The organism is Burkholderia sp. Ax-1720 (assembly GCF_011753035.1).
GTDB classification, from domain to species: domain Bacteria; phylum Pseudomonadota; class Gammaproteobacteria; order Burkholderiales; family Burkholderiaceae; genus Burkholderia; species Burkholderia gladioli.
In genome coordinates this window covers 35,457-58,472 of sequence record NZ_VWWK01000009.1, presented here as the reverse complement: position 1 = coordinate 58,472, position 23,016 = coordinate 35,457, and the positions used below count along the sequence as shown (strand labels likewise).

General features: G+C 69.3%; 19 protein-coding genes. 7 read left to right on the top strand and 12 right to left on the bottom strand.

Annotated elements, in window-relative coordinates:
* Position 1 precedes the first annotated feature (1 nt).
* The 3 genes from F3J18_RS05080 (at position 2) to F3J18_RS05070 (ending at position 4,084) form a co-directional block, all read left to right on the top strand.
* Complete coding sequence (locus tag F3J18_RS05080) at positions 2–928, top strand: bile acid:sodium symporter family protein (RefSeq protein ID WP_166911757.1); 927 nt, start codon at positions 2–4, stop codon at positions 926–928.
* Between the two features lie 243 nt (positions 929–1,171).
* Positions 1,172–2,218: an aldehyde reductase gene (locus F3J18_RS05075; protein ID WP_166911755.1), complete on the top strand. Its 1,047-nt coding sequence runs from the start codon at positions 1,172–1,174 to the stop codon at positions 2,216–2,218.
* A gap of 231 nt (positions 2,219–2,449) precedes the next feature.
* Complete coding sequence (locus F3J18_RS05070) at positions 2,450–4,084, top strand: tannase/feruloyl esterase family alpha/beta hydrolase (RefSeq protein WP_166911753.1); 1,635 nt, start codon at positions 2,450–2,452, stop codon at positions 4,082–4,084.
* A 30-nt stretch (positions 4,085–4,114) separates the two neighbouring features.
* Here the strand turns inward: F3J18_RS05070 and F3J18_RS05065 are convergent, their stop codons facing one another.
* The 12 genes from F3J18_RS05065 to F3J18_RS05010 all read right to left on the bottom strand — a co-directional run bounded on the left by F3J18_RS05065 (position 4,115) and on the right by F3J18_RS05010 (position 17,713).
* The gene (locus F3J18_RS05065; RefSeq protein WP_166911751.1) at positions 4,115–5,164 is read right to left on the bottom strand and encodes an XdhC family protein; all 1,050 of its coding nucleotides are present in this window, start codon (positions 5,162–5,164) and stop codon (positions 4,115–4,117) included.
* A 101-nt stretch (positions 5,165–5,265) separates the two neighbouring features.
* Positions 5,266–6,924, bottom strand: a complete 1,659-nt coding sequence (locus tag F3J18_RS05060) for a UbiD family decarboxylase (RefSeq protein WP_166911749.1) — start codon at positions 6,922–6,924, stop codon at positions 5,266–5,268.
* A gap of 100 nt (positions 6,925–7,024) precedes the next feature.
* On the bottom strand, positions 7,025–8,353 hold the full coding sequence (locus F3J18_RS05055; protein WP_025097137.1) for a solute carrier family 23 protein: 1,329 nt from the start codon (positions 8,351–8,353) through the stop codon (positions 7,025–7,027).
* Between the two features lie 183 nt (positions 8,354–8,536).
* The gene (locus F3J18_RS05050; protein ID WP_025097138.1) at positions 8,537–9,139 is read right to left on the bottom strand and encodes a UbiX family flavin prenyltransferase; all 603 of its coding nucleotides are present in this window, start codon (positions 9,137–9,139) and stop codon (positions 8,537–8,539) included.
* Positions 9,126–10,790, bottom strand: coding sequence for a UbiD family decarboxylase (locus F3J18_RS05045; protein ID WP_166911747.1), 1,665 nt, complete (start codon positions 10,788–10,790; stop codon positions 9,126–9,128). The genes F3J18_RS05050 and F3J18_RS05045 overlap by 14 nt, the downstream gene beginning before the upstream one ends.
* A 146-nt stretch (positions 10,791–10,936) precedes the next feature.
* Positions 10,937–11,665: an enoyl-CoA hydratase/isomerase family protein gene (locus tag F3J18_RS05040; RefSeq protein WP_166911745.1), complete on the bottom strand. Its 729-nt coding sequence runs from the start codon at positions 11,663–11,665 to the stop codon at positions 10,937–10,939.
* Positions 11,666–11,738: 73 nt separating this feature from the next.
* Positions 11,739–14,105 carry a xanthine dehydrogenase family protein molybdopterin-binding subunit gene (locus F3J18_RS05035; protein ID WP_166911743.1) on the bottom strand — a complete coding sequence of 789 codons (2,367 nt, stop codon included), beginning with the start codon at positions 14,103–14,105 and terminating at the stop codon, positions 11,739–11,741.
* A gap of 4 nt (positions 14,106–14,109) precedes the next feature.
* Positions 14,110–14,619 carry a (2Fe-2S)-binding protein gene (locus tag F3J18_RS05030; RefSeq protein ID WP_025097142.1) on the bottom strand — a complete coding sequence of 170 codons (510 nt, stop codon included), beginning with the start codon at positions 14,617–14,619 and terminating at the stop codon, positions 14,110–14,112.
* 22 nt (positions 14,620–14,641) lie between these two features.
* The gene (locus F3J18_RS05025) at positions 14,642–15,523 is read right to left on the bottom strand and encodes an FAD binding domain-containing protein (RefSeq protein ID WP_166911741.1); all 882 of its coding nucleotides are present in this window, start codon (positions 15,521–15,523) and stop codon (positions 14,642–14,644) included.
* Between the two features lie 64 nt (positions 15,524–15,587).
* Positions 15,588–16,265, bottom strand: a complete 678-nt coding sequence (locus tag F3J18_RS05020) for an SRPBCC family protein (RefSeq protein WP_166911739.1) — start codon at positions 16,263–16,265, stop codon at positions 15,588–15,590.
* Between the two features lie 108 nt (positions 16,266–16,373).
* Positions 16,374–17,168, bottom strand: coding sequence for an alpha/beta fold hydrolase (locus F3J18_RS05015; RefSeq protein WP_166911737.1), 795 nt, complete (start codon positions 17,166–17,168; stop codon positions 16,374–16,376).
* Positions 17,169–17,308: 140 nt separating this feature from the next.
* On the bottom strand, positions 17,309–17,713 hold the full coding sequence (locus tag F3J18_RS05010) for a carboxymuconolactone decarboxylase family protein (RefSeq protein ID WP_025097146.1): 405 nt from the start codon (positions 17,711–17,713) through the stop codon (positions 17,309–17,311).
* 142 nt (positions 17,714–17,855) lie between these two features.
* Here F3J18_RS05010 and F3J18_RS05005 point away from each other — a divergent pair, with 142 nt between their 5' ends.
* The 4 genes from F3J18_RS05005 to F3J18_RS04990 all read left to right on the top strand — a co-directional run bounded on the left by F3J18_RS05005 (position 17,856) and on the right by F3J18_RS04990 (position 22,910).
* Positions 17,856–18,539, top strand: coding sequence for a GntR family transcriptional regulator (locus tag F3J18_RS05005; RefSeq protein ID WP_025097147.1), 684 nt, complete (start codon positions 17,856–17,858; stop codon positions 18,537–18,539).
* Between the two features lie 362 nt (positions 18,540–18,901).
* Positions 18,902–20,203, top strand: a complete 1,302-nt coding sequence (locus F3J18_RS05000; protein ID WP_166911735.1) for an MFS transporter — start codon at positions 18,902–18,904, stop codon at positions 20,201–20,203.
* A gap of 40 nt (positions 20,204–20,243) precedes the next feature.
* Positions 20,244–21,650 carry a solute carrier family 23 protein gene (locus F3J18_RS04995; RefSeq protein ID WP_166911733.1) on the top strand — a complete coding sequence of 469 codons (1,407 nt, stop codon included), beginning with the start codon at positions 20,244–20,246 and terminating at the stop codon, positions 21,648–21,650.
* A gap of 216 nt (positions 21,651–21,866) precedes the next feature.
* Positions 21,867–22,910 (top strand): porin, encoded by a 1,044-nt coding sequence (locus F3J18_RS04990; protein ID WP_166911731.1) that lies wholly within the window; start codon positions 21,867–21,869, stop codon positions 22,908–22,910.
* The last annotated feature ends 106 nt before the right edge of the window (positions 22,911–23,016 follow it).

Sequence of the window (23,016 nt, the reverse complement as noted above, 5' to 3'; positions counted from 1 at the left end):
CATGCTTGCCCGGGTTACCCGACTCTTCCCCCTGTGGGCCGTGCTGATCTCGCTCGCCGCCTATTTCTCGCCGGCTTCCTTCTCGCCCGTCGCGCCGCACGTCACCGCGCTGCTCACGCTGATCATGCTGTCGATGGGCGTGACCTTGTCGCTCGCCGATTTCCGGCGCGTGTTCACGCGCCCCGCGCCGGTGATCGCCGGCATCGTGCTGCACTACCTGGTGATGCCGCTGGCCGCCTGGGGGCTCGCCAAGGTCCTGCGCATGCCGCCCGACCTGACCGCCGGCATGGTGCTGGTCGGCAGCGTGGCGAGCGGCACCGCGTCGAACGTGATGATCTACCTCGCGCGCGGCGACGTCGCGCTGTCGGTCACGATCAGCGCGCTGTCGACCCTGGTCGGCGTATTCGCCACGCCGCTGCTCACGCGCCTGTACGTCGATGCCTCGATCGCCGTGGACGTGCACGGCATGCTGATGAGCATCCTGCAGATCGTCGCGCTGCCGATCGTGGTCGGGCTGATCGTCAACCACCTGCTGCGCCGCGCGGTGAACGCGATCGAGCCTTACCTGCCGCTGGTGTCGATGGTCTCGATCCTGCTGATCATCGCCGCGGTGGTGGCCGGCACGCGCAACAGCATCGCCTCGGTGGGCCTGGTCGTGATGGTCGGCGTGGTGCTGCACAACGCGATCGGCCTGCTCGGCGGCTACTGGGGCGGGCGCCTGCTCGGCTTCGACGAAGCCGTGTGCCGCACGCTGGCGATCGAGGTCGGCATGCAGAACTCGGGCCTGGCCGCGACGCTGGGCAAGCTCTATTTCACGCCGATCGCCGCGCTGCCCGGCGCGCTGTTCTCGGTATGGCACAACCTGTCGGGCTCGCTGCTGGCCGGCTACTGGGCCGGACGTCCGGCCAAGGGCGCGACGCGCGATTGAGCGCGCGACGCCGGCTGTATCGGCGTCGCCGCGATCCGTTTAATCATCGCCATCTTCCTGCCCATTCACGAACGCGCCTGACCACACCGGCGCGGTTTCCCGTCCGATCGCGCAAGTAAAGCGCACGTTCGAGCATTCCCGGCTCGGCGACTCATCCGTAATCTCGCGTTTCCTTGTCCCAGCCCGCGGCACCGCCCGGGCTGCGACGACCATCGGCCGCCGGGCGGCCTTCAGGAAATCGACATGAACAACGAGTGGGTACTGGTCACGGGCGGCACCGGCTTCATCGCCCAGCACTGCATCCTGGCGCTGCTCAAATGCGGCTATCGAGTGCGGACCACGGTTCGCTCGCCAGGGCGGGAAGCCGAGGTGCGGGCCAATCTCAGGACCGGCGGCGCCGAGCCGGGCGAGCGCCTTGCCTTCGTCGCCGCTGACCTGGGCGACGACCGCGGCTGGGCCGAGGCCGCCGCCGGCTGCCGCTACGTGCTCCACGGCGCCTCGCCGACCCCGTCGGGCGACCAGGTGGACGAAGCGGCGTGGATCCGGCCCGCCGTCGACGGCAATCTGCGCGTGCTGCGTGCCGCGCGCGAGGCCGGCGTCGCGCGCGTGGTGCTGACCTCCGCGTTCGGCGCGGTCGGCGTCGGGCACGCGCCGGATCATCCCCGTCCCTTCACCGAGGCCGACTGGAGCGACCTGTCCAGCCCGATCGCGCCGTACCAGAAGTCGAAGACGCTCGCGGAACGCGCCGCCTGGGATTTCATCGCCAGGGAAGGGGGCGGGCTCGAACTCGCGGCCGTCAATCCCACCGCCGTGCTCGGCCCGGCGCTGGGCCCTGACTACTCGCATTCGATTCGCATCGTTACCAGCCTGATGAACGGCCAGCCGGGATGCCCGAGGATCAACTCGGGTTATGTCGACGTGCGCGACCTGGCGGACCTGCACCTGCTCGCCATGACGCATCCCGCCGCCAAGGGCGAGCGCTTCCTGGCGATCGCCGGCGAAAGCATGTGGATGGACGAGCTCGCCCGCGTCCTGCGCGATCGCATGGGGGCGGATGCGCGCCGGGTGCCGACCCGCGTGCTGCCCAACTGGCTGATGCGCCTGATCGCGCTCGCCAACCCGTCGATGCGGGCCATGGTGCCGCTGCTCGGCGTCGACATGAACGCCAGCGCCGACAAGGCCCGGCGCCTGCTGGGCTGGGCGCCGCGCTCGCGCGAGGAGGCGATCGTCGCGACCGCCGAGAGCCTGGTGCGGCTCGGGCTGCTGCGCGATTCGACCAGCTCGGGCTGAGGGCGAGGCCGCCTTCGCGGCGGCAATCGCGCGAGCCAAGCATCACCATCCGTAATCGCTGCAATAAAATCATTTCAATTGTTGGATCGGCGCATCGCCTCTAGGCTTGCTTCTCGTCAGACAGGGGCAGCGAGCGCGGTGCGCCGATGCATTTCTCTTCCACGCGGCCGGCGCCGCGTCGTCCCCGTGATGCTCGCCTGACAGATCACAAGTCCAATCTGGAGACGAGGGATGACATTCCAATATTTCGCATCGCGAACGATCCGGCTCGCGTCGGTGCTCGCCGCGATGGTCCTGGCTGCGGGCGGCTGTTCGAGCGACGAAGTCGCCACGTCCCCAGACGCGCAAGGCTGCGCGAATCTGGCCGCCACGCGTTTCACCGACACCACCGTGCAGCAAACGCAGTTCGTCGCGGCGGGCGCCGACCTGCAGCCGATCACCGGCAGCGCGGGCAAGGCCGCCGCCGCGTTCTGCCGCGTCGTCGCCACCGTCGGCAGCGAGCCGGGCGAGCATGTCGGCATCGAGGTCTGGCTGCCGGCCTCGAACTGGAACGGGCGCCTGCTCGGCACGGGCTCGGGCGGATTCGGCGGCGCGATCGTCCATGGCGGCCTGATGTCCGCGATCGCGAACGGTTACGCGGCGGCGAATACCGACACGGGCCATCTCGGCGGCGCCTCGGGCGCGATCGGGCAGGTGCTCGGCTGGGCGGTCGATCCCGTGCAACTGCGCGACTGGGGACGGACCTCGGTGCACCTGATGACGGTCTCGGCCAAGGCGATCGTCCACGCCTTCTATGGGCAGGGCGCGCAGCACGCCTATTTCGAAGGCTGCTCGACCGGCGGCAACGAGGCGATGGCCGAGGCCGAGTTCTATCCCGACGACTACGACGGCATTCATGCGGGCTCGCCCGGCATGGGCTACAGCCACCTGATGGAGAGTTTCCTGTGGGGCGGGCTGCTGCCGAGCACGCAGCCCGAGGCGACGCTGACGCCGGCCGCGATGGCCGTGCTGAACGATGCCGTGCTGAACCAATGCGGCGGCAGCCAGGCTGCCACCGATGGCTTCCTCGCCAATCCGCTGAGTTGCAGCTTCGACGTCACGCGCCTGCAATGCACGGCCGGCCAGGATCCGGCGAGCTGCCTGAGCGCCGCGCAGGTCCGGCAGGCGCAACGCCTCTACTCGCCGGTGCGCAATACCGTCGACGGCAGCGAGATCTACCCCGGCTTCGCGTTCGGCAGCGAACGGCGCTGGGCGTCGATCCAGGGCGCGCTGATCGGCGCTTACGCGCAGCCGCTGCTGGCCAATACCGTGTTCGGCGATCCGAACTGGGACTGGACCCGCTTCGATTTCGGCCAGGACGCGGCGCGGGTGGACGCGATGCTCACGCCGAAAATCAATTCGACGAACCCGGACCTGTCCGCGTTCGCCGCGCGCGGCGGCAAGCTGATCATGACCCAGGGCTGGGTCGATTCGCTCAATGCACAGACCTTGCCGATCGAGTATTTCGAGCAGGTCGCGTCAAGGCAGGGCGGGATCGACGCGACCACGCCGTTCTTCCGCGTGGTGATGGTGCCGGGCATGGATCATTGCGGCGGCGGCCCCGGCGCCAACACGATCGGCGGGGCGGTGCCGCCGCTGCGCGGCGATGCGAGCCGCGACGTGGTGGCCGGCTTGCGCGCGTGGGTGGAGGGCGGCGTCGCGCCGGACGGCTTTGTCGCGACCAAGTATGTCAACGACGATCCGGCCGCGGGCGTCGCGTTCGAACGGCCCGTGTGCGTTTATCCGGCTTATCCGCGGTATCGCGGCACGGGGGATCGCAACGCGGCGGCCAGCTACCAGTGCGTGGCGGGGCCGCGCCTGCAGTGAACGTCGTTCGAGGCGCTGCCGCAGGCAACATCAATGATGCTTTCCCGTGAAGCAGGTCGTGCGCTCGTCGCCCGCGATATCGAGCGCCGCCTTGGCTTCCTCGATCCGCGATTCATCCAGCAGGGCCACGCCGTTCTTCACGGCCGTCACCTCGGCGAGGATCGACACGGCGATCTCGGGCGGCGTGCGGCTGCCGATATAGATGCCGACCGGGCCGCGCAGCCGGCCGAGTGCTTCCTTGCCGAGGTCGAAGTAGGTGGCGAAGCGCTCGCGCCGCGCCGCGTTGTTGCGCCGCGAACCCAGCGCGCCCACATAGAACGCGGGCGTGCGCAGCGCTTCCAGCAGGGCAAGGTCGTCGAGCTTGGGATCGTGCGTCAGCGCGATCACGGCGCAGCGCTCGTCGAGCTTCATCTCGAGCACGGTATCGTCGGGCATGCCGCGCACCAGGGTGGTGCCCGGCACCTGCCAGCCGTCCGTGTATTCCTCGCGCGGATCGCAGACGGTCACCTGGTAATCGAGCCCGAGCGCGATCTGGCAGAGATAGCTCGACAACTGGCCCGCGCCGATCACCAGCATTCGGTAGCGCGGCCCGTGGATAGTGAGCAGCGTTCTTCCGTCGAAGGCCAGGCCGTCGGTCGCGCCGCCGGTCGAGTAGGCCGGCAACAGCTTCGCCGCGCCGCTGCGCATGTCGAGCGAGCGCGCCACCAGCTCGCCGGCCGCCACGCGGCGACACAGCTGGGCGATGCCGCTGGCCGGCGTCAGCGGTTCCAGCACCAGCTCGATGGTGCCGCCGCAGGGCAGGCCGAAGCGATGCGCCTCGTCGGCCGAGACGCCGTAGCTGAGGGCTTCCGGCAGCGTCTGCGCGATGCCGAGCCGGCGCACGCGCTCGATCAGGTCGTCCTCGATGCAGCCGCCCGAGACCGAGCCCACCACGGCGCCGTCCTCGCAGATCGCGAGCATCGCGCCTTCGGGGCGCGGCGAGGACCCCCAGGTGCGCACCACGGTGACGAGCAGCACGCGGCGGCCGCGCTCGATCCAGTCCACGCAGGCCTTCAGCACCTCGAGATTGACGCTATCCATGCGCGGAGTACCTCGTCGGGTTCGCGGCGCCCGCCTCCGGCGCCGCGAGACGCGAGGCGCGCGACGCCGACGATGCCGCCGCGCGAGCCGCCATCGCGATCTCAGTCATGGCCGGACGAGGAGGCGTCGCGCACCGGCGTTTCGGGCTTCACGCCGCCGCGTCGGTTGGCCCAGGTGCGTTCGCCGGTTTCGCGCCAGCCGCCGGACACGGCCGCGTCGGCATACTCGTCCCAGCGCTGGTCCCAGTCGCCGAGGTGATAGCCGTGCCAGGGCGGCCGCGGCGTGAGATGCGGCAGCTTCAGCTCTTCCCAGATCTCGCGCGCCGCGCTCATGTACCTTTCGGCCGGCAGCGCCAGGGGCGGCATGTCGTGCTTGAGCGTGGCGTCGATCAGCAGGGTGCTTTCGAGCGGCGCGCGGCCCGACTTCGGCCCGTGCCCGCTGGCGCGATAGGGCGTGACATGCACGTCGTGCGTGAAGTCCGAGCGATAGGCCAGCGACCAGAACACCGCGTCGGCGTTCTCCGGGTCGATATCCTCGGAGACGGCGATCACCAGCTTGCCGCATTGCGCCTGCAGCGTGGCCGCGCCCTGCATGCCGCGCCAGATCTCGGGCTGCGGCGTGCCGCGCGCGAACTGCACGAAGATCACCTTGCGCAGGTTGGTCAGCGGCTCGTGCATCACCACGCGCTTGACGCCGCGCACGCCCATCACCTTCTGCAGGTGCTCGAGGAACAGCGGCTCGTAGGCCACCTTCTTCAGCACCGAGCTTTCGCTGGGCGTCACCTGGCTGATGATCGAGACGAACACCGGCTTCTTCTTCATGGTGATCGCGGTGACGTGCATGGACATGTTGTAGTCCTCGAGCGCGATATGGCCGTGGCTCTCGCCGAACGGGCCCTCGGGCTCCAGCGCGTCGGTATCGATCAGGCCTTCGATCACGATCTCGGCATCGGCGGGCACCACCAGGTCGATGGTCTTGCAGGGCACCACGCCCACCGGCGCGCGCATCAGGCCGCCGGCCACGGCCATCTCGTCCTGGTCGATCTGCAGCTTCTGCGGCCCGGTGAACAGCACCGCCGGCGCGCAGCCCAGCACGATCGCGCAGGGCATCTGCTGGCCCCGGGCGCGGTACTTCTCCCAATGGAGGTAGCCGCCGGCGCCCGACAGGCGGCTGGCCATGCGCACGCCGAGGCGGTCCTCCGATTTCAGCGCGGCGCGGTAGGTGCCCATGTTCTGCACGCCGCTTTCCGGGTCCTTGGTCACGCACAGCGTCGCGGTGAGGTAGGGCGCCGCGTCGAAGCCGGGCGTGGAGACCGGCACCGGCAGGCGCGACAGCCCGCGCTGCCTGAGCTCGTCGCCGCTGATCACCACTTCCTGGCAGGGCGCCTGCTCGGCCATCACCGGCGCGACCGGCTCGGCGATCGCTTCCATCCAGATCCTGCCGATCTGGTCGACCGGCAGGCCCAGGCCGGTGGCATAGATCTCGGGCGAGGCGGCCAGGCCGCCGATCAGCACCGGGATGTCGTAGCGATGGCCTGCGCCGTCCACCACGTTGGTGAACAGGAAGGCGCGGCGCTGGTCCTCGTCGAGACCGCCCTGGAACTGCCAGCGCGCCAGCGGATGCAGTTCGGTGTCCTTGTTGATCGGGCGGTCGATGCGGGTCAGCAGGCCCTTGGCTTCCAGCCGGGCGATGTGCTCCTGCAGGTCGCGCGGGGCGCCGGGCGACGCGTCGGCGGTGGCGTTGCGCGAGAGGTGGTCCATCAGGTTCTCCTGGGCCGGACGTCGGCCGATGATGTATTGGAAACGGATAGCAATCGGTAGCGGGTGGGCGCGGGCGCCCTGGCGCGGGTGGGTGCCGGCTTCAGTTCTCGCAGGCGGGCGCGAGCGGCGCGGCGAGCGCGCGCTGCCTGCGCGGCAGGAGCGCCGACAGGATCAGCAGCGAGCTGACGCCGACGATCACCGGCTGGCGCAGCAGCAGCCCGGCAACCAGCGGCAGCGACTTGAACACCTCGGGCTCGATGAACAGGCTGCCGAAGCCGAGCATCAGCGAGAAGCCGGCGATCGCGAGCTGCCGCTCGCCCCATTCCACCTCGCTGAGCATCTCGATGCCGTGCACGAACACCATGCCGAACAGCACGGTGGCGGCCGCCGCCAGGATCGGCACCGGCAGCACCACGAACAGGTGGTCGAGCTTGTTGATGAAGCCCATCGCCACCAGCAGGATGCCGGTGGCCAGCGTCACCTGCCGCGAGGCGACCCGCGTCGAGCGCAGCAGCGCCACGTTGGCCGGGTAGGGCAGGTTGCTGAAGGCGCCGATGCAGCTGGCGAAGGCCGAGCCCAGCATCATCGCGAACACGCCCCAGGACAGCCGCGCGGTATGCGGCACGTCGCCGGTCCATTCGCCCACCACGCTCATCAGCGCCATGGTCTGGATGTTGATCGCGACGATCACCAGGAAGAACACCAGCACGTATTCGGGATTGACCGAGAAACCGAAGGCGAACAGCGGCGGCAGCACCAGCCAGGGCGCCTCGGCCACCGTCGAGAAGTCGATCGCGTGGAAGCACTCGAAGGTGATCGCGCCGGCCACCAGCGCGATCAGCAGCGCCAGCCGCCGCAGGATGCGGACCTTCGAGACGGTCAGCACCATCAGCACCAGGGCCGTCACCAGCCCGGCGCCGAGGTTGATCAGCGGGAAGGTCGGATCCTTGGACTTGCCGAGCCAATGCGGGAAGGCCAGCTCGGCCATCTGCATCATCACCAGCAGCACGATCACGCCGGCGATCTTCGGGTCGCGCACGATGCCGGCCAGCAGGGTGATCGCGCTCCTGCCGCGCACCGGGATCGACAGCGCGCACCAGATCAGCGAGGCCACGCACAGCGAGCCGAAGCCGGCGCCGAGGCTGCCGCCCGACAGGTGGCCGAAGGACATCAGGGCCGCGAACACGCCGGCGTAGGGGCCCGCCACCAGCGGCGCGCGCCCGAACAGGCCGGCGATCAGGATGGTGGTCAGGCCGCAACCGATGAAGGTGGCGCTGTAGAGGTTCGCCACCATCGCGACCGGCAGGTTGAAGGACTTCCCCATGATGCCCGGGAACACGAAGATGCCGGTCATCACGAAGATGTTCTGGAGGCCCATCAGGACCGAATCCTTGACGGGGACGCGGCCCGCCGGCAGCACGTCGAACATGGCGTTGGCTTGGCGCGGCGAGTGTTCCGAAGCAGTGCTAACGGTGTCTTCGCGACCGCCGGCCTGAGGCGATGAGGGCATTCCGTCTCCTGTCCGATCCGTCTCCTGGATCGATAAGTTTGTATGATTGCATGACAGAGTTTTGGCTGTCAACGCGATATCGGCGCGGGCCGCGAGCGGCCCTTACTCGTCGTGCTCCGGCTGCGTCGACTCCTTCCAGCGCCTGACCACGCCCGTTTCGATATCGAACAGGTCGAGCATCCGGCCGATCGTGTGGTCGACGATGTCGTCGATCGTCTTCGGCTTCGAATAGAAGGCCGGCACGATCGGCGCGATCACCGCGCCCATGTCGGAGAGCTGCACCAGGGTGCGCAGATGGCCGCCATGCAGCGGCGTCTCGCGCACGCCGAGCACCAGGCGGCGGCGCTCCTTGAGCACCACGTCGGCCGCGCGGCTGACCAGCGAGCTGGTGATGCCGGTGGCGATCTCGCTCATCGAGCGCACCGAGCAGGGCACGATCAGCATGCCCTTGGTCCGGAACGAGCCCGAGGAGATCGCCGCGCCGATGTCGCCCGGCGCGTACCAGTGCGAGGCGCGCGCGCGCAGGTCGGCGGCGCGCACCTCGGTCTCGTAGGTCATGGTCAGCTCGGCCGCCTTGCTGATCACCAGGTGGGTCTCGACGCCCGCCTCGGCGAGCAGTTCGAGCGCGCGAATCCCGTAGATCACGCCCGAGGCGCCGGTGATGCCGACGATGATCCGTTCCGGCGCGGGTTTATTGCTCGCCATGATTGCCCTCGTAGCCGCGCACCGGCGAATTGGGTTCGACGCCCTCGCGGCGGCGCGCCTGGTAGGACGCGTCGCGCTGCATCCACTCGCCGCGCGTGGCCTGCTCGGCATTGCGGTCCCACTCCTCGGTCCAGTCGCCCAGCGAATAGCCGTACCAGGGCGATTCCGGCTTCAGCGCCGGCAGGCCGAGCCGTTCCCACAGCGCCTTGGCGTTCTCCATGTATTCCTTCTTGGGCAGCGCCAGCGGCGGCATCGGCGCCTTCATGGTGGCGTCGATCAGCATCGCCGAGTCGAGGCCGGTATCGTGGTCCGAGCGCGGGCCGTGGCCGGGCTCGCGATAGGGGATCAGCTTCACGTCCTCGACCGGATTGCAGCGATAGCCCATCGCCCAGAACACCGCGTCGGCGTTGTCCGGGTCGATGTCGTCGTCGATCGCGATCACGAACTTGCCGATCGCGGCCTGCAGGGACATGGTGCCGTACAGCGCGCGCCAGACCTCGGTGCGTTTCGCGCCGCGCTCGAACTGCAGGAACACGAAGCGGCGCAGGTTGGTCAGCGGCTCGTGCAGCGAGACCTTGCGGATGCCGCGGATGCCGAGGTGGTCGCGCAGGTGGCGCAGGAACATCGGCTCGTAGGCGAGGCGCTTGATCACGCTCGATTCGGAGGGCGTGACCTGCGAGATGATCGAGGTCAGCACCGCGTCCTTGCGGCGCGTGATCGCCGTCACCTCGATCGCCAGGTTGTAGTCCTCCAGCGCGACGTAGCCGTGGCTTTCGCCGAACGGGCCTTCCGGCTCGAGGTAGCGCGGATCGACATAGCCCTCCACCACCACCTCGGCCTCGGCCGGCACCAGCAGGTCGACCGTGCGGCCCTTGACGACGCGGATCGGCGCGCCGGCCAGGCCGCCGGCCACGCTCAGCTCGTCGACGTTGGGGCGCAGCTTCTGCGGGCCCTGGAAGGCCACCACCGGCGGCGCGCCGAGCACGATCGCCACCGGCATCCTCTCGCCCTTCGCGGCGTACTTGCGCCAGTGGTCCAGGCCGCCCGCGCGCAGGTTGACCAGCATCATCATGCCCAGCCGCGTGGGCGACTTCAGGTGGCCGCGGTAGGTGCCCATGTTCTGCACGCCGGTTTCCGGATCGCGCGAGATCACGCCGGTCATGGTCATGTAGGGCGCGGCGTCGAAGCCCGGCGTGGAGATCGGCAGCGGCAGGGATTCCAGGCCGTTGCCCGGGCCTTCCAGGTCCTTGCCCTCGATCACGATGTCGTGCACCGGGCCGCTTTCCACCAGCACCGGCGGCACCGGCTGGTCGATCGCGCGGTTCCAGGCATCGCCGATCTGCTCGAGCGAGTCCACGTTCATGCCGATCCGGTAGATCTCCGGATTCGCGGCGATGCCGCCGACGATCACCGGGATGTCGTACTTGCGGCCCTTGCTGTCGACGATGTTGGTGAACAGGAAGGCGCGGCGCTCGGCTTCCGGGATGCCGCCGCGGAACTGCCAGCGCACCAGCGGGTGCATTTCGGTGTCCTTGTTGACCGGCTCGTCGATGCGGTACAGCAGGCCGGCCGCGTCGAGGCGCGCGATGTGTTCGTGCAGGTCCGCGTAGGCCGGGCTCGCGGCGGGGGAGGCGTGGTCTTGATCAGCCATGACTGGAAATCCCATGAAGTCTCGTCGGGCGCCGGGAACGGGGCGCCCTCGTTGCTAGGTGCGCTGCCCTTGACGGGCAGGGTGTCGCGATTCGAATCCGCTCGGGCGCCGCTTCAGCGTTGCCTCGGCGTTGCCTCAGCATTGCCTTAGCGGCGCATCGAGGTCATCGCGTTGGCCAGCGCCGCGCCCGCCACCTCGCTGGCCAGCGAGAAGTCGGGAATCGTGATCTCGCGGAAGTAGGTCTTCAGCGTGGCGATGGCGATCCGGTCGCGCGAGCAGATCGTGGCGACCATCGCGTCGGCGCGCTCGGCCAGGCTCGCGCCCGGCACCACCTCGGCGACCATGCCCCATTCGCGCGCGTTGGCCGCGTCGATGGTCTCGGTCAGGTACACCAGGTGCGCGGACGCCTTGGGCGGCACCTTGTGGCGCAGCACCGACAGCACCAGCGTCGGCGGCAGGTTCTTCTGCAATTCGGGCAGGCTGAAGCGCGCGCTGTCGGCGGCGATCGCCAGGTCGCAGGCGGTGACCAGCGCGCAGCCGAAGCCTTCGGCGTCGCCCTGCACCTCGGCGAGCAGCGGCACCTCGCTCTCGTGCATGGCGCGATAGACGTCGAGGATCGGGTCGGCCACGTTGCGGCGGAACTGCGCCGCGCTCGGCGGCGTGGCCGGCGGCGCACTGAGCGCGCGGCCGCGGCAGAAGGCCGGGCCCGAGGCGCGGATGCGGATCAGCTTGACGTCGCCATCGCGGCCGGCCTGGCGGATCTCGGCGGCCAGCGCGCGCATCGCCTCGAGCGTGAGGGTGTTGCCGAGCTCGGGCTGGGCGAGGGTGATCCGGTATTCGGCGTCGTGGAGCGCCGTGGTGAATTCTGTCGTCATGGGAGAACAGGGTCGGTTTGGGAAAACGGGGGAAGGGCGCGCGACGGCGGAACCCGCCGCGCGCCCGTGCCGGTCAGCGCGCGTAGGCGCCGGCCTCCTTGAGCTTCAGGAACACGCGTTGCGGCACCAGCGGTGCTTCGGTGAATTCGACGCCGTATTCCGAGAGCGCGTCCTCGATCGCCGAGACGATCGCCGCCGCGGCCGGGATCGTGCCGCCCTCGCCCGCGCCCTTGACGCCGAGCGGATTGAGCGGCGAGGGCGTCTCGAGGTGGACGATGTCGATATTCGGCACGTCGGTGGCCATCGGCAGCAGGTATTCGCCGAAGTTGGTGGTGGTCGGCTGGGCGTTCTCGTCGTACTGCATCCACTCGAGCGTGGCGTTGCCGATGCCGTGCGCGACCGAGCCGATTACCTGCCCGTCCACCAGCAACGGGTTGATCAGCTTGCCCGAGTCGTGCGCCATCACGTAGTTGAGGATCTGGATGTGGCCGGTGTCGCGATCGACCTCGAGCTCCACCACGGCGGTGCCGTTGCAGTAGGTCGACTGGGCCGGCGAGAAATAACGGGTCTCCTCCAGGCCGGCGGTGAGGCCCTTGGGCATCGTGAAGCCCGGCATGCCCTGCGAGATCTTGGCGAGCTGGCCGTAGCCCATGGCCTGCTCGACACCCGAGCGGCGCGCCACCCGGCCGCCGAGCAGCACCAGCTCCTCGGGCTCGCACTTCCACAGATGCGCGGCCAGCGTAAACATCTTGTCGCGCACGGCCTGGGCGGCGATGTAGACCGAGTTGCCGGCATTGACGGTGGCGCGGCTCGCGAAGGTGCCCACGCCCATCGAGATGCCGGCGGTGTCGCCGGTGACCACGTCCACCATCTCGAGCGGCACGTTCAGCTGCTCGGCGCAGATCTGCGCGAAGGTGGTCTTGTGGCCCTGGCCCTGCGGCGAGGCGCCGGTGATCACCGTGATCCGGCCGTTGGCCTGCACGCGCACCGTGGCGCCCTCGAAGGGGCCCATCCCGGTGCCCTCGACGAAGCTGGCCATGCCGATGCCGACGAAGCGCCCCTGGCGGCGCGCCTCGGCCTTGCGCGCGGCGAAGCCGGCGTAGTCGGCGCGTTCGAGCGCCGCCTGCTGGCAGGCCGGGTAGTCGCCGCTGTCGTAGCGCAGCGGGCTGCCGTCGCGATAGATGAAGCCGGCGTCGTAGGGCATCTGCTCCGGCTGGATCAGGTTGCGCCAGCGCAGTTCCGCGCGGTCCATGCCGAGCGCGCGCGCGGCCTTGTCGAGGATCCGCTCCATCGCGAACACCGCCTGCGGGCGGCCCGCGCCGCGCACCGGCGAAGTCGCGCACTTGTTGGTGTAGACCACGTCGAGCCTGGCGGCCATCGCCGGGATCACATAGGGGCCGGGCGTGGTGGTGATCGAGATGTAGGGGGTGATGATGCCCCAGGGCAGGAAGGCGCCGTTGTCGTGCACCATCTCCAGCTTCACGCCGCGGATCTTGCCGTCGCCGTCGAGCGCCATCTTCACGGTCCACCACTGGTCGCGCTCCTGGGTGACCGCCAGGAAGTGCTCGCGCCGGTCCTCGATCCACTTGACGGGGCGCTTGAGCGCGATCGCCGCGATCGCCACCAGTCCTTCCTCGGGATAGAAGGGCAGTTTCGGGCCGAAGCCGCCGCCCACGTCGTTCATCAGCACGCGCAGCTTCTCGGCATCCCATTCGAGCAGCTCGACCAGGTTCTTCTTCTCGTGGTGCGGCGCCTGTCCCGAGGACCAGACGGTCAGCTCGCCGGTGCTCGGATGATGCTCGGCCACGTAGCCGCGCGTTTCCATCGGATGCGCGGAGCCGCGGTTCTGCCAGTAGGTTTCCTCCACCACGTGCGGCGCGTCCTGGAAGGCCGCCTCGATGTCGCCGAAGCCCATGTCGATATGGGCCACCACGTTGTCCTTCGCCTCGGTATGGCAGAGCGGCGAATCGGGGCGCAGCCCGTCGCGGCAGTCGGCGACGGCCGGCAGCGTGTCGTACTCGATCTCGATCAGGCCGCAGGCGTCCTCGGCGATGTAGCGGCTGTCCGCCACCACGAAGGCCACCGCCTCGCCGGCGAAGGTGACCTCGGTGGAGGCCAGCAGCTCCTGGGTCCGCTCGAAGCTGATCGCCGGGTTGGGCAGCATCGAGGGCACGCGCCCGCTTGCGCGGCCCGGCAGGTCGGCATGCGTGTAGACGGCATGCACGCCCTTCAGCTCGCGCGCGGCGCTGCAGTCGATCGAGACGATCCTGGCATGCGCGTGCGGGCTGCGCAGCACGGCGGCCTGCAGCATGTTCGGCAGGTGCAGGTCGTCCACGTAGGAGCCCTGGCCCTGCAGCAGCTTCTTGTCCTCGGTGCGCGCGACGCGCTTGCCGATGAAGCGCTGGTCGGTGGGCACGCCGTTGAGGTCGGAAATATCCATCGTGTCACTCCGTGGCGTGGGCCGGGGCGGCGGCGCGTTGCTCGCGCAGGCGTTGCGCGGCCAGCAGGGCCGCGGCGACGATCGGCTGGTAGCCGGTGCAGCGGCACAGGTTGCCGGTGATCGCCTCGCGGATCTCGGCCTCGCTGGGCGAGTCCGTTTCGGCGAGCAGCTCGGTCAGCGTCATCAGCATGCCGGGCGTGCAGAAGCCGCATTGCAGCGCATGCGATTCGGCGAAGGCCTTCTGCAGCTCGTTGAGCGTGCCGTCGGCGTGGGCCAGGCCCTCGACGGTGCTCAGCGAGCGGCCGTCGGCCTGCACCGCCAGCGTCAGGCAGGCGCGCGCGGTGCGGCCCTCGATCAGCACCGTGCAGGCGCCGCATACGCCGTGTTCGCAGCCGTAGTGCGTGCCGGTGAGTTCGAGGTCGTGACGCAGGAAGTCGCCGAGCATGCGGCGCGGTTCGACCTCGCGCTGGTAGGTGGTGCCGTTGACCACCACGCTGATGGTGCGAGTCTCCATGTCCATCTCCTTCAGTGTTGTCTCAGGCGGGGCGCGCGACGCGCTCGAAGGCCCGCTTCAGGGCCCGTTCGGTGAGCACGCCGGCGAGGTGCTGGCGGTAGTCGGTGCTGACGTGCGCGTCGGTCATCACCTCCAGCTCGCGCGCGGCGTCGCCGGCCAGGCGCAGCGCCGCCTCGTCCATCGCGCGGCCGCGCAGCGCGGCCTCGACCTCGTGCATCCGCACCGGGCCCAGCGCGACGCCGCAGATCGTCAGCGACAGCCGCGCCAGGCGTCCTTGCGGGTCGGCGGTGCAGAGCGCGGCCACGCCGACGATGGCGTAGTCGCCGTGGCGGCGCGCGAATTCCTCGAAGGCGTAGCCATGGCCCTCGGGCCAGATTTCCAGCGAGATGCCGGCCAGCAGTTCGCCTTCCTCCAACGCGGGCGTCATGTACATCCAGGCCCATTCGGAGATCGGCAGCTCGCGCGTGGCGAGCGCGCCGTCCTCATGGCGCGCGATGGTCAGCACGCCGTCGAGCGCGGCGGTGAAGCAGGGCTGCTCGGAGGACGGATCGAGCTGGCAGAGGCTGCCGCCGAGCGTGCCGCGATTGCGGATCTGCTTGTGGCTGACCAGTTGGTAGGCCTCGTGGATCAGCGGCGCGCGGCGCATGACGAGCGGCGACAGCTCGATGTCGCGCTGGCGCGCCATCGCGCCGATGTGCAGGCGGCCGTCGCGCTCCTCGATGCGGGTGAGCGCCTCGACGCCGTTCAGGTCGATCAGGTGGCTCGTCATCAGGTACCGGAAGTTCATCATCGGCATCAGCGACTGGCCGCCGGCGAGCAGCCGCGCGTCCTCTAGCGTGCCGAGCAACTGCGCGGCCTGCTCGACGGTGGTCGGCGCGTGGTACTGGAATTCACTGGGTTTCATGGGTGCTCCGAAATGCGGCGAAGGGCTCCGATCGGGCCGCCGCGGCGGCCCCGGTACCGCTGCCTCAGTGCTGTTGCTTGAGGCCGAACAGCCGCGCGAAGAAATTGCGGATCGATTGCCACATCGCCTTGCGCATCAGCGCGCCCGCGTCGAGCGGCGCGGGGGCGGGCGCCGGGCGGCGCGCCTGGGCCGGCCGCTCGGGGGCACCGGGTTCGCCCGCCGGCGCGTTCTCGCCGCCCTCGGCCTGGGCCTGGGCCGGCGAGGCACCCGCCGGCGGCGCGTCCGCCTCGATCAGCGCGGTGAGGTTCTTGGCGAACTGGTTCAGCAACTGCTGCGAGAGCGCCTCGATCATCCCGGCGCCGCGTCCGTATTGCGCGACCGTGCCGGACAGATTGACGTCCGAGATCACCTCGACGCGGGTCCGGCCGCCGCCGGCGTCGCTCACCGCGGCCTTGATCTGCGCGTCGGCGCCGCCGCGGCCCTTGGTGTCGGTGCCGCTGGCCGCGACCACCACGCTGCGCTGCGCGTCGTCCTGCTCGGCGATCTTGAACTTGCCCGCGAACTTCAGCGTGAGCGGGCCGAGCTTGACGGTGAAGCCGCCCTTGTAGCTGCCGTCGGGCTGCTGTTCCTTGAGTTCCGCGCCCGGGAAGCACGGGGCGGAACGCTCGATGTCGATCATGGTCGTCCAGACGGCCGAGGGCGGCGCGTCGACGTCGAAAGATGAACGGATGGTGATGGCCATGCTGTCTCCTCGGAGCGGTCGGTCATGGCGGCCGGCGCTCCACGTGTTCGGTTACTGCGTGGCCTCGCGGCGCCGGCGCTGGCCGGCGGGCGCGAGGCCGCCTTCATTTCAGCGGGCGAGGCTCGACAGGAATTCGTCGAACACCGCGCTAAACACCTCGCGCATCTCGAACGCGCCGAAGTGCGCCGCGCCCGGCACCACCACGAAATCGGCGTTCGGCAGCGCATCGGCGATCTTCTGCGAGACGGCCGGCGGGATGCTGGCATCGGCATCGCCCGCCACCACCAGGGCCGGGGCCGTCACCGCCGGCAGCTCGCCGAGGTTGTCGAGCCGCGAGATCGCCTGCCAGTTCGCGCTCCAGCTGTACCAGTGGTCGGCCGCCAGGCGCGCGCGGCAGCGCTCGACCAGCTCGGGACGCGGCGTGTCGGCGGCGAACCAGCGCGTGATGGTGTCGTCGATCACTTCGGACATCGAACCGCGCCGCTCCATGTCGCCGCGCGCGAGGATGCGCGGGCGCACCTCGTCGGGGAAACCGCCGGCGGTGGCGCAGAGCACCAGCGCGCCCACCAGCTCGGGGAACTGGATCGCCACGCGCTGCGCGACCATGCCGCCCATCGACACGCCGAGCAGGGTGGCGCCTGCCAGGCGTTCCTGGCGCAGCACGGCGGCGACGTCCTCGGCATGGTCGGCGAGCGTGACGGGGGCGGTGAGCAGGGTGGAATCGCCGTGGCCGCGCAGGTCGATGGCGATCACGTCGTGGGACGCGGCCCAGTGCTCGAGGTAGTCGTCCCACCAGCTCCGGTCGACGCCGATCGGATGCAGCAGGACCAGCGGCCGGCCCGTGCCGCGGCGGGAATAGGCGAGTCGGCCGGACGGGACTTCGCAGAAAGTTGGATCGGACATGGAATGGACGGCTCAGGCTGGGTGGAGCGAGGCAGGCGTGCCGCGATGCGCCGCTTCGGCGGCAAGCGCGCCGGTGCCTGCCGGCCCCGGGATCCCCGGGCAGTCGTGCCCGGGACGAAGAGGCGAAGCGCGCCGCGCGCTCAGGTGGCGGCGGCCGTCTTCGCCTTCAGTTCGAGCACCACCGCCTTGGCGCGGCGCAGGCCCTCGGCCGCCACCGGGATGCCCGCATAGACGCCGGCCTGCAGCACCACCTCGGCGATCTCCTCCTCGGTCACGCCGTTGTTGACCGCGCCGCGCGTGTGCACCTCGAACTCGTGCCAGCGGCCGAGCGAAGCCAGCATCGCGAGGTTCAGCATGCTGCGCATCGGGCGCGTGAGGCCCACGCGGTTCCACACGTTGCCCCAGCAGACATCCTCCGTGTACTCGAGGAACACGGTGTCGAACAGATGGGGATTGGGATTGCCCTGCGTGTGGCTGGTGCCGAGCACCTCCTTGCGGATCTGCGCGCCGACGGCACGACGTTCGGATAGCGTGATGTCTTTCATGAGTATCCTCTGAGGGGTCGAACAGCTGTTGTACGATTGTATAATCGGACCCAGTATCGACACTTCGATTTCGAATGTCAATATGATTGTATGACGAAGCTAGGGTGAGGCTTCCTTAAATTCAGGTGAAAAAAAGGACCGAATGAATACCAACAGACAAGTAGTGCGGCCGGTGGCGACGCTTCGCCAGCAGGTGATCGACGGGTTACGCTCGTGCATCAGCGACCTGACCTTCAAGCCGGGCGACCGCCTGATCGAGCGTGAGCTGTGTGAAATGCTGGGCGTGAGCCGCACCCTGGTTCGCGAGGCGCTGAGCCAGCTGGTGGCCGAGGGGCTGGTGCAGATCATTCCGCACAAGGGGCCGATCGTTGCAGTGATGACGGGGGAGGAGGCCAAGGGCCTGTACGAGGTGCGCGCGGTGCTCGAGGCGCTGGCGGGCCGCCAGTTCACCGAGCGCGCGAGCAAGGAGCAGCGGCTCGCGCTCAAGCAGGCGCTCAAGGAGCTGGCCGCGCTGCGCAGCCAGCAGGGCCAGGAAGGCATCCTGTCGTTCCTGAAGCAGAAAGCGCGCTTCTACGACGTGATGCTCGAGGGCGCCGGCAACCCGGTGCTCACCGAGATGCTGCGCCTGGTGCACGCGCGCGTGATGATGCTGCGCGCAACCACGCTCTCGCAGGCGGGGCGTCTGCCGCAGAGCTACGAGGAAATCTCGGCGATCGTCGACGCGGTGCTGAAGAACGATGCCGACGCGGCCGCCGCGGCCTGCAAGCGGCATGTCGAGCAGGCCGAGAAGCTGGCGGTCGAGGTGCTCGCGGTGGCGACCGCGTGAAGCGGGGGCCACGCCAGCCTTCGCCGTAACGTCCTTTCCACCGCCGTGCCGGCGGTGGAAGTTCGCGTCGCGAGCGGCAATCCGCGACGCTTTTTTCCCTTGCCGCGGCCGCTTCACGCCGGCTGCCCGGCCCGCTTCACCCGCCTCGGAACGGCCCGCGCGCCCGGCCCGTTTCCGCTCTGCCTGCCTGCGCCGCACCGCGGCGATCTCCCTCGATGGACTTCATGTCGTAATACAATAATCTGTATTGCAATCTAATTGCATTACGTTATACTGCGCCGAACGACCTGGCCGGCCGGCACCAAGGCCTGCCCGGAGCGTGCCGCTCGCCGGAGCGACAAAAAAATCAGGAGACACAAGCAATGGGCACTTCGCAGGGCTTCGAGACGTCCTCGTCGGAGGCCGCGGTGGAGCCGCAGCGGTTCAGGCTGTCGCGCTACCAGTGGCTGGCGCTGGTTTCGGCCTTCCTCGGCTGGATGTTCGATTCGATGGACCTGAACCTGTTCACGCTGGTGCTGGTGCCGAGCGTGAGCCAGCTGCTGCACAGCACCGACGCCACCGAGATCAGCAAGATCGGCAGCTACATCATCGCGGGCAAGCTGCTCACCTGGGGCATCGGCGGCGTGCTGTTCGGGGTGGCCGCCGACCGCTTCGGCCGCTCGCGCGTGATGGGCTGGACCATCCTGGTCTATGCCGCCTTCACGCTGCTGAGCGCGTTCGCGCGATCCTGGCCGCAACTGGCGGTGGCGCAGGCGCTGGCCGGCTTCGGCATCGGCGGCGAATGGGCCGCGGGCGCCGCGCTGGTGGCCGAATCCTGGCCCGGCAAGCAGCGCGCGCGGGCCATGCAGATCATGCAGATGGCCTTCGCCTTCGGCTTCCTGGCGGCCGCGCTCGACAACCTGCTGCTCGGCCGCTACGGTTGGCGCGTGGTGCTCGGCGTGGGCGCCGCGCCCGCGCTGGTGACCATCCTGGTGCGCCGCTTCGTGCCCGAGCCGCAGCGCTGGGTGCAGGTGCGCGACAGCGTCCAGGCCGAATCGGCGCTGCAGACCTTCACCGCGATCTTCGCGCCGGGCCTGCGCCGCAAGACCATCGTCGGCGTGATCGTCTCCTCGGCCGCAATGCTCGGCTGCTGGGGCGGCCTGACCTTCCTGCCGAGCTGGATCCACCAGTTGTCGGCGGCGGCGGCCGACCATCGCGACGTCGGCGGCACGGTCAGCTACGCCTTCATCTTCATGATGATCGGCGCGACGCTCGGCTACCTGACGCTGATCTGGATGCTCGACGCGCTCGGCCGGCGCCTGTCCTATTTCATCTTCTCGGTCGGCTCGCTGGCGGTGTCCCTGGTGCTGTTCATGACCGTGCACCGGATCGACCAGGTGCTGTGGCTGATGCCCGTCTACGGCTACTTCGTGATCGGCGCGTTCGGCACCTTCGCCTCCTATCTGCCCGAGCTGTTCCCCACCCGCGTGCGCGCCACCGGGCAGGGCTTCTGCTGGAACATGGCGCGCGCCCTGACCAGTATCGGCCCGATCGCCGGCAATGCGGTGGTGGCGCGGTTCGGCTCGTTTCCGGCCGCCTCGGCGGCGGTGTCGCTGCTGTTCATCGTCGGCATGGTGTCGATCTGGTTCGGCCCCGAGACGCGCAACGTGCCGCTCGACAACTGAGCCCGCGAGGCCGGCCCCGGCAGGATTTCATCCAGCTCCCATGGAACATACCTTGAGTACAGACACGCCGAACGCCCGCGCCGCGACCGCTCGCGAGGCCACCGAAGCGCCGCCCGCGCGCGCCTTCGAGGTGGGCATCAACGAGCGGCTGCCGCTGCCGCAACTGGCCGTGCTGGCGCTGCAGAACGTGTTCGGCATGACCGGCATGTTCGTGTTCCCGGGGCTGCTCGGCCGCGCCTTCCACCTGCCCGACGCGCAGATCGCCTACCTCTACGGCATGACCTTCATGGCCTGCGGGATCGTCACGATCCTGCAATCGGTGCTGCTGCTGCGCCTGCCGATCGCGCAGGGCCCCTACGCGGGCAGCTTCGGCGCGCTGCTGAGCGTCGGCCACCTGCAGTCGGGCGGCCTGGGCACCGCCTTCGGTTCCTTCTTCGCCGCCTCGCTGGTCTGGTGCCTGCTCACGGTGCCGATCCGCGGACGCAGCGTGGCGGGCCTGTTCGCACGGCACCTGCGCGTGCCCATCATCTCCGGGATGGTGGTGATGCTGATCGTGGTGCAGATCGCGAGCGTGGCGCTGCCCACCTGGATCGGCAGCACCCGCAGCCCCGGCTTCCCGGTGGTGAACCTGCTCTCGGGCGCGGTGGCGGTGGCCGGCATCGTGTTCGCGATGCTGTGGGGCGGCCGCCGGCTGCGCCGCATCGCGATCCTGTTCGGCCTCGCGCTCGGCACGCTGGCCTACACGCTGTTCCAGCCGATTTCCTTCGCGGCGGTGGCGGCCGCGCCGCTGGTGGTGACGCCGCGGATCTTCCCGTTCGGCTTCGGCGTGCGCCCCGACCTGGTGGCGGTGTTCCTGCTGGTGCTGATCCCCGCCGGCATGGGCTCGATGGCGCTCTACCAGACGGTGGCCGAATGGGGCGAGGAATCGCTGAGCCCGGGCCGCATGTCCGAGGGCCTGTTCGGCGTCGCGCTCGGCTCGGTGATCGCGGCGATGTGGGGCGGCTTCAGCACCATCGCCTATCCCGACAATATCGGCATCCTGCGCGCCACGCGCGTCGGCTCGCGCTACGTGACCTTCACCGCCGGCGTGTTCCTGATCGTGCTCGGCGCCTGCGTGAAATTCGACATGCTGCTGGTGGTGGTGCCGATCTCGGTGATCTCGGCCGCTGCCACGCTGCTGTTCGGCATCGTCTTCATGCACGGCGTGCACATCCTGGAGCAGGTCCAATGGGACGATCGCCGCCTGATCGCCTCGGGCCTGGCCTTCCTGGTCGGCCTCGGCGGCCTGTTCATCCCGCCCGAGGTGATCCACGCGATGCCGCTGATGCTGCAACTGGTGCTGCAGCAGCCGGTGATCTCGGGCGGCCTCACGCTGGTGGTGCTGCATTCGCTGCTGTGCTCGACGCAGCCGCAAGCGGTGCCGGCGGCCGCGCGCAAGCGGGCCTGAGCCGGGGCGGGGCGGCCAGCCAGCCGCCTCCCGGCAATGCCTGACTCCGGCGCGGGCTGGAAATCCAGCCTCGCCATGCAGGTCAGTCATTTCGCAGTACCTATCAATAAGAAATAAGAAACAAGACTTCGGCGTGCGATTCGACGGCTTCCGATGTGCTGGAGGCTGCCCGCTTCGCGGATCCGGATCCCGGGTTTGGAACAGGAGGAGGCATCGATGAAAACGAAATGGAAGGCGACGGCGCTCGCGCTGGGCGCGGCCCTGTGCGCCGGGGCGGCGCACGCGCAATCGAGCGTGCAGCTCTACGGGATGCTCGACGCGTTCGTCGCCTACAAGAAGCCGATGAGCGGCCCGTCGAGCGTGGTGGCCGGCAACGGCGGCATGACCGCGCCGTATTTCGGCCTGCGCGGCAGCGAGGACCTCGGCGGCGGCACCCGGGCGATCTTCGACCTGGAAGGCTATTTCAACATCCAGACCGGCGCGATGGGCCGCACCGGTTTCCCCAACGACGGGCTGTTCTCGCGCAACGCCTATGTCGGGCTGAGCGGCCGCTACGGCACGGCGACCGTCGGCCTGATCCCGCCGCTGCTGTGGTACTCGACGATCACCTTCAACCCGTTCTGGAACTCGTTCGTGTTCTCGCCGATCGTGCTGCACAGCTATGTGGGCGTGAACGGGCAGGGCGTGTTCGGCAATGCGGGCGAGTGGTGGAACGCCGCGTACTACGCCTCGCCCGCCATCGGCGGCTTCGTCGGCCGGGCGATGTACAGCTTCGGCAATGCGCCGGGCCATCTCGGGCAGAACAAGTGGAGCGGCCAGCTCGCCTACAACAACGGCGGCTTCGCCACCTCGCTGGTGTACCAGCGCATCAAGTACAGCCTCAATGCCGGCGACCTCGGCACCGTGCTGCCCGGGCTCACCACCCAGTCGGTGCTCAACCTCGGCGCCTCCTGGGACCTGGGCTTCGTGAAGCTCTACGGCCAGTACCAGCACGTCTGGGATGCGATCTCCAGCGGCCGGGTCGGCATCGATACCGGCCAGCTCGGTTTCTCGATTCCGGTGGGCGTCGGCCGGATCCTCGGTTCGGATGCCTATTCGAAGAGTTCCGGCAACAGCTCGGTCTACCGCAATACCTGGTCGCTGGCCTACGACTACCCGCTGTCCAGGCGAACCGATCTCTATGCGGCCGTGCTGTCCGATCGCGCCAGCCGCCTGGCGACCGGCACCACCATCGGCGGCGGCACGCGCGTGCAGTTCTGAGGCCGCGCCGGCGCGGCGCATCGAGCCGGGAACGCCGGGCGGGAAAGACAGGGGAGGCGCCTTGCAACGCGGCTCCCGACGCATCGATAGAACGAAGTCAATGGAG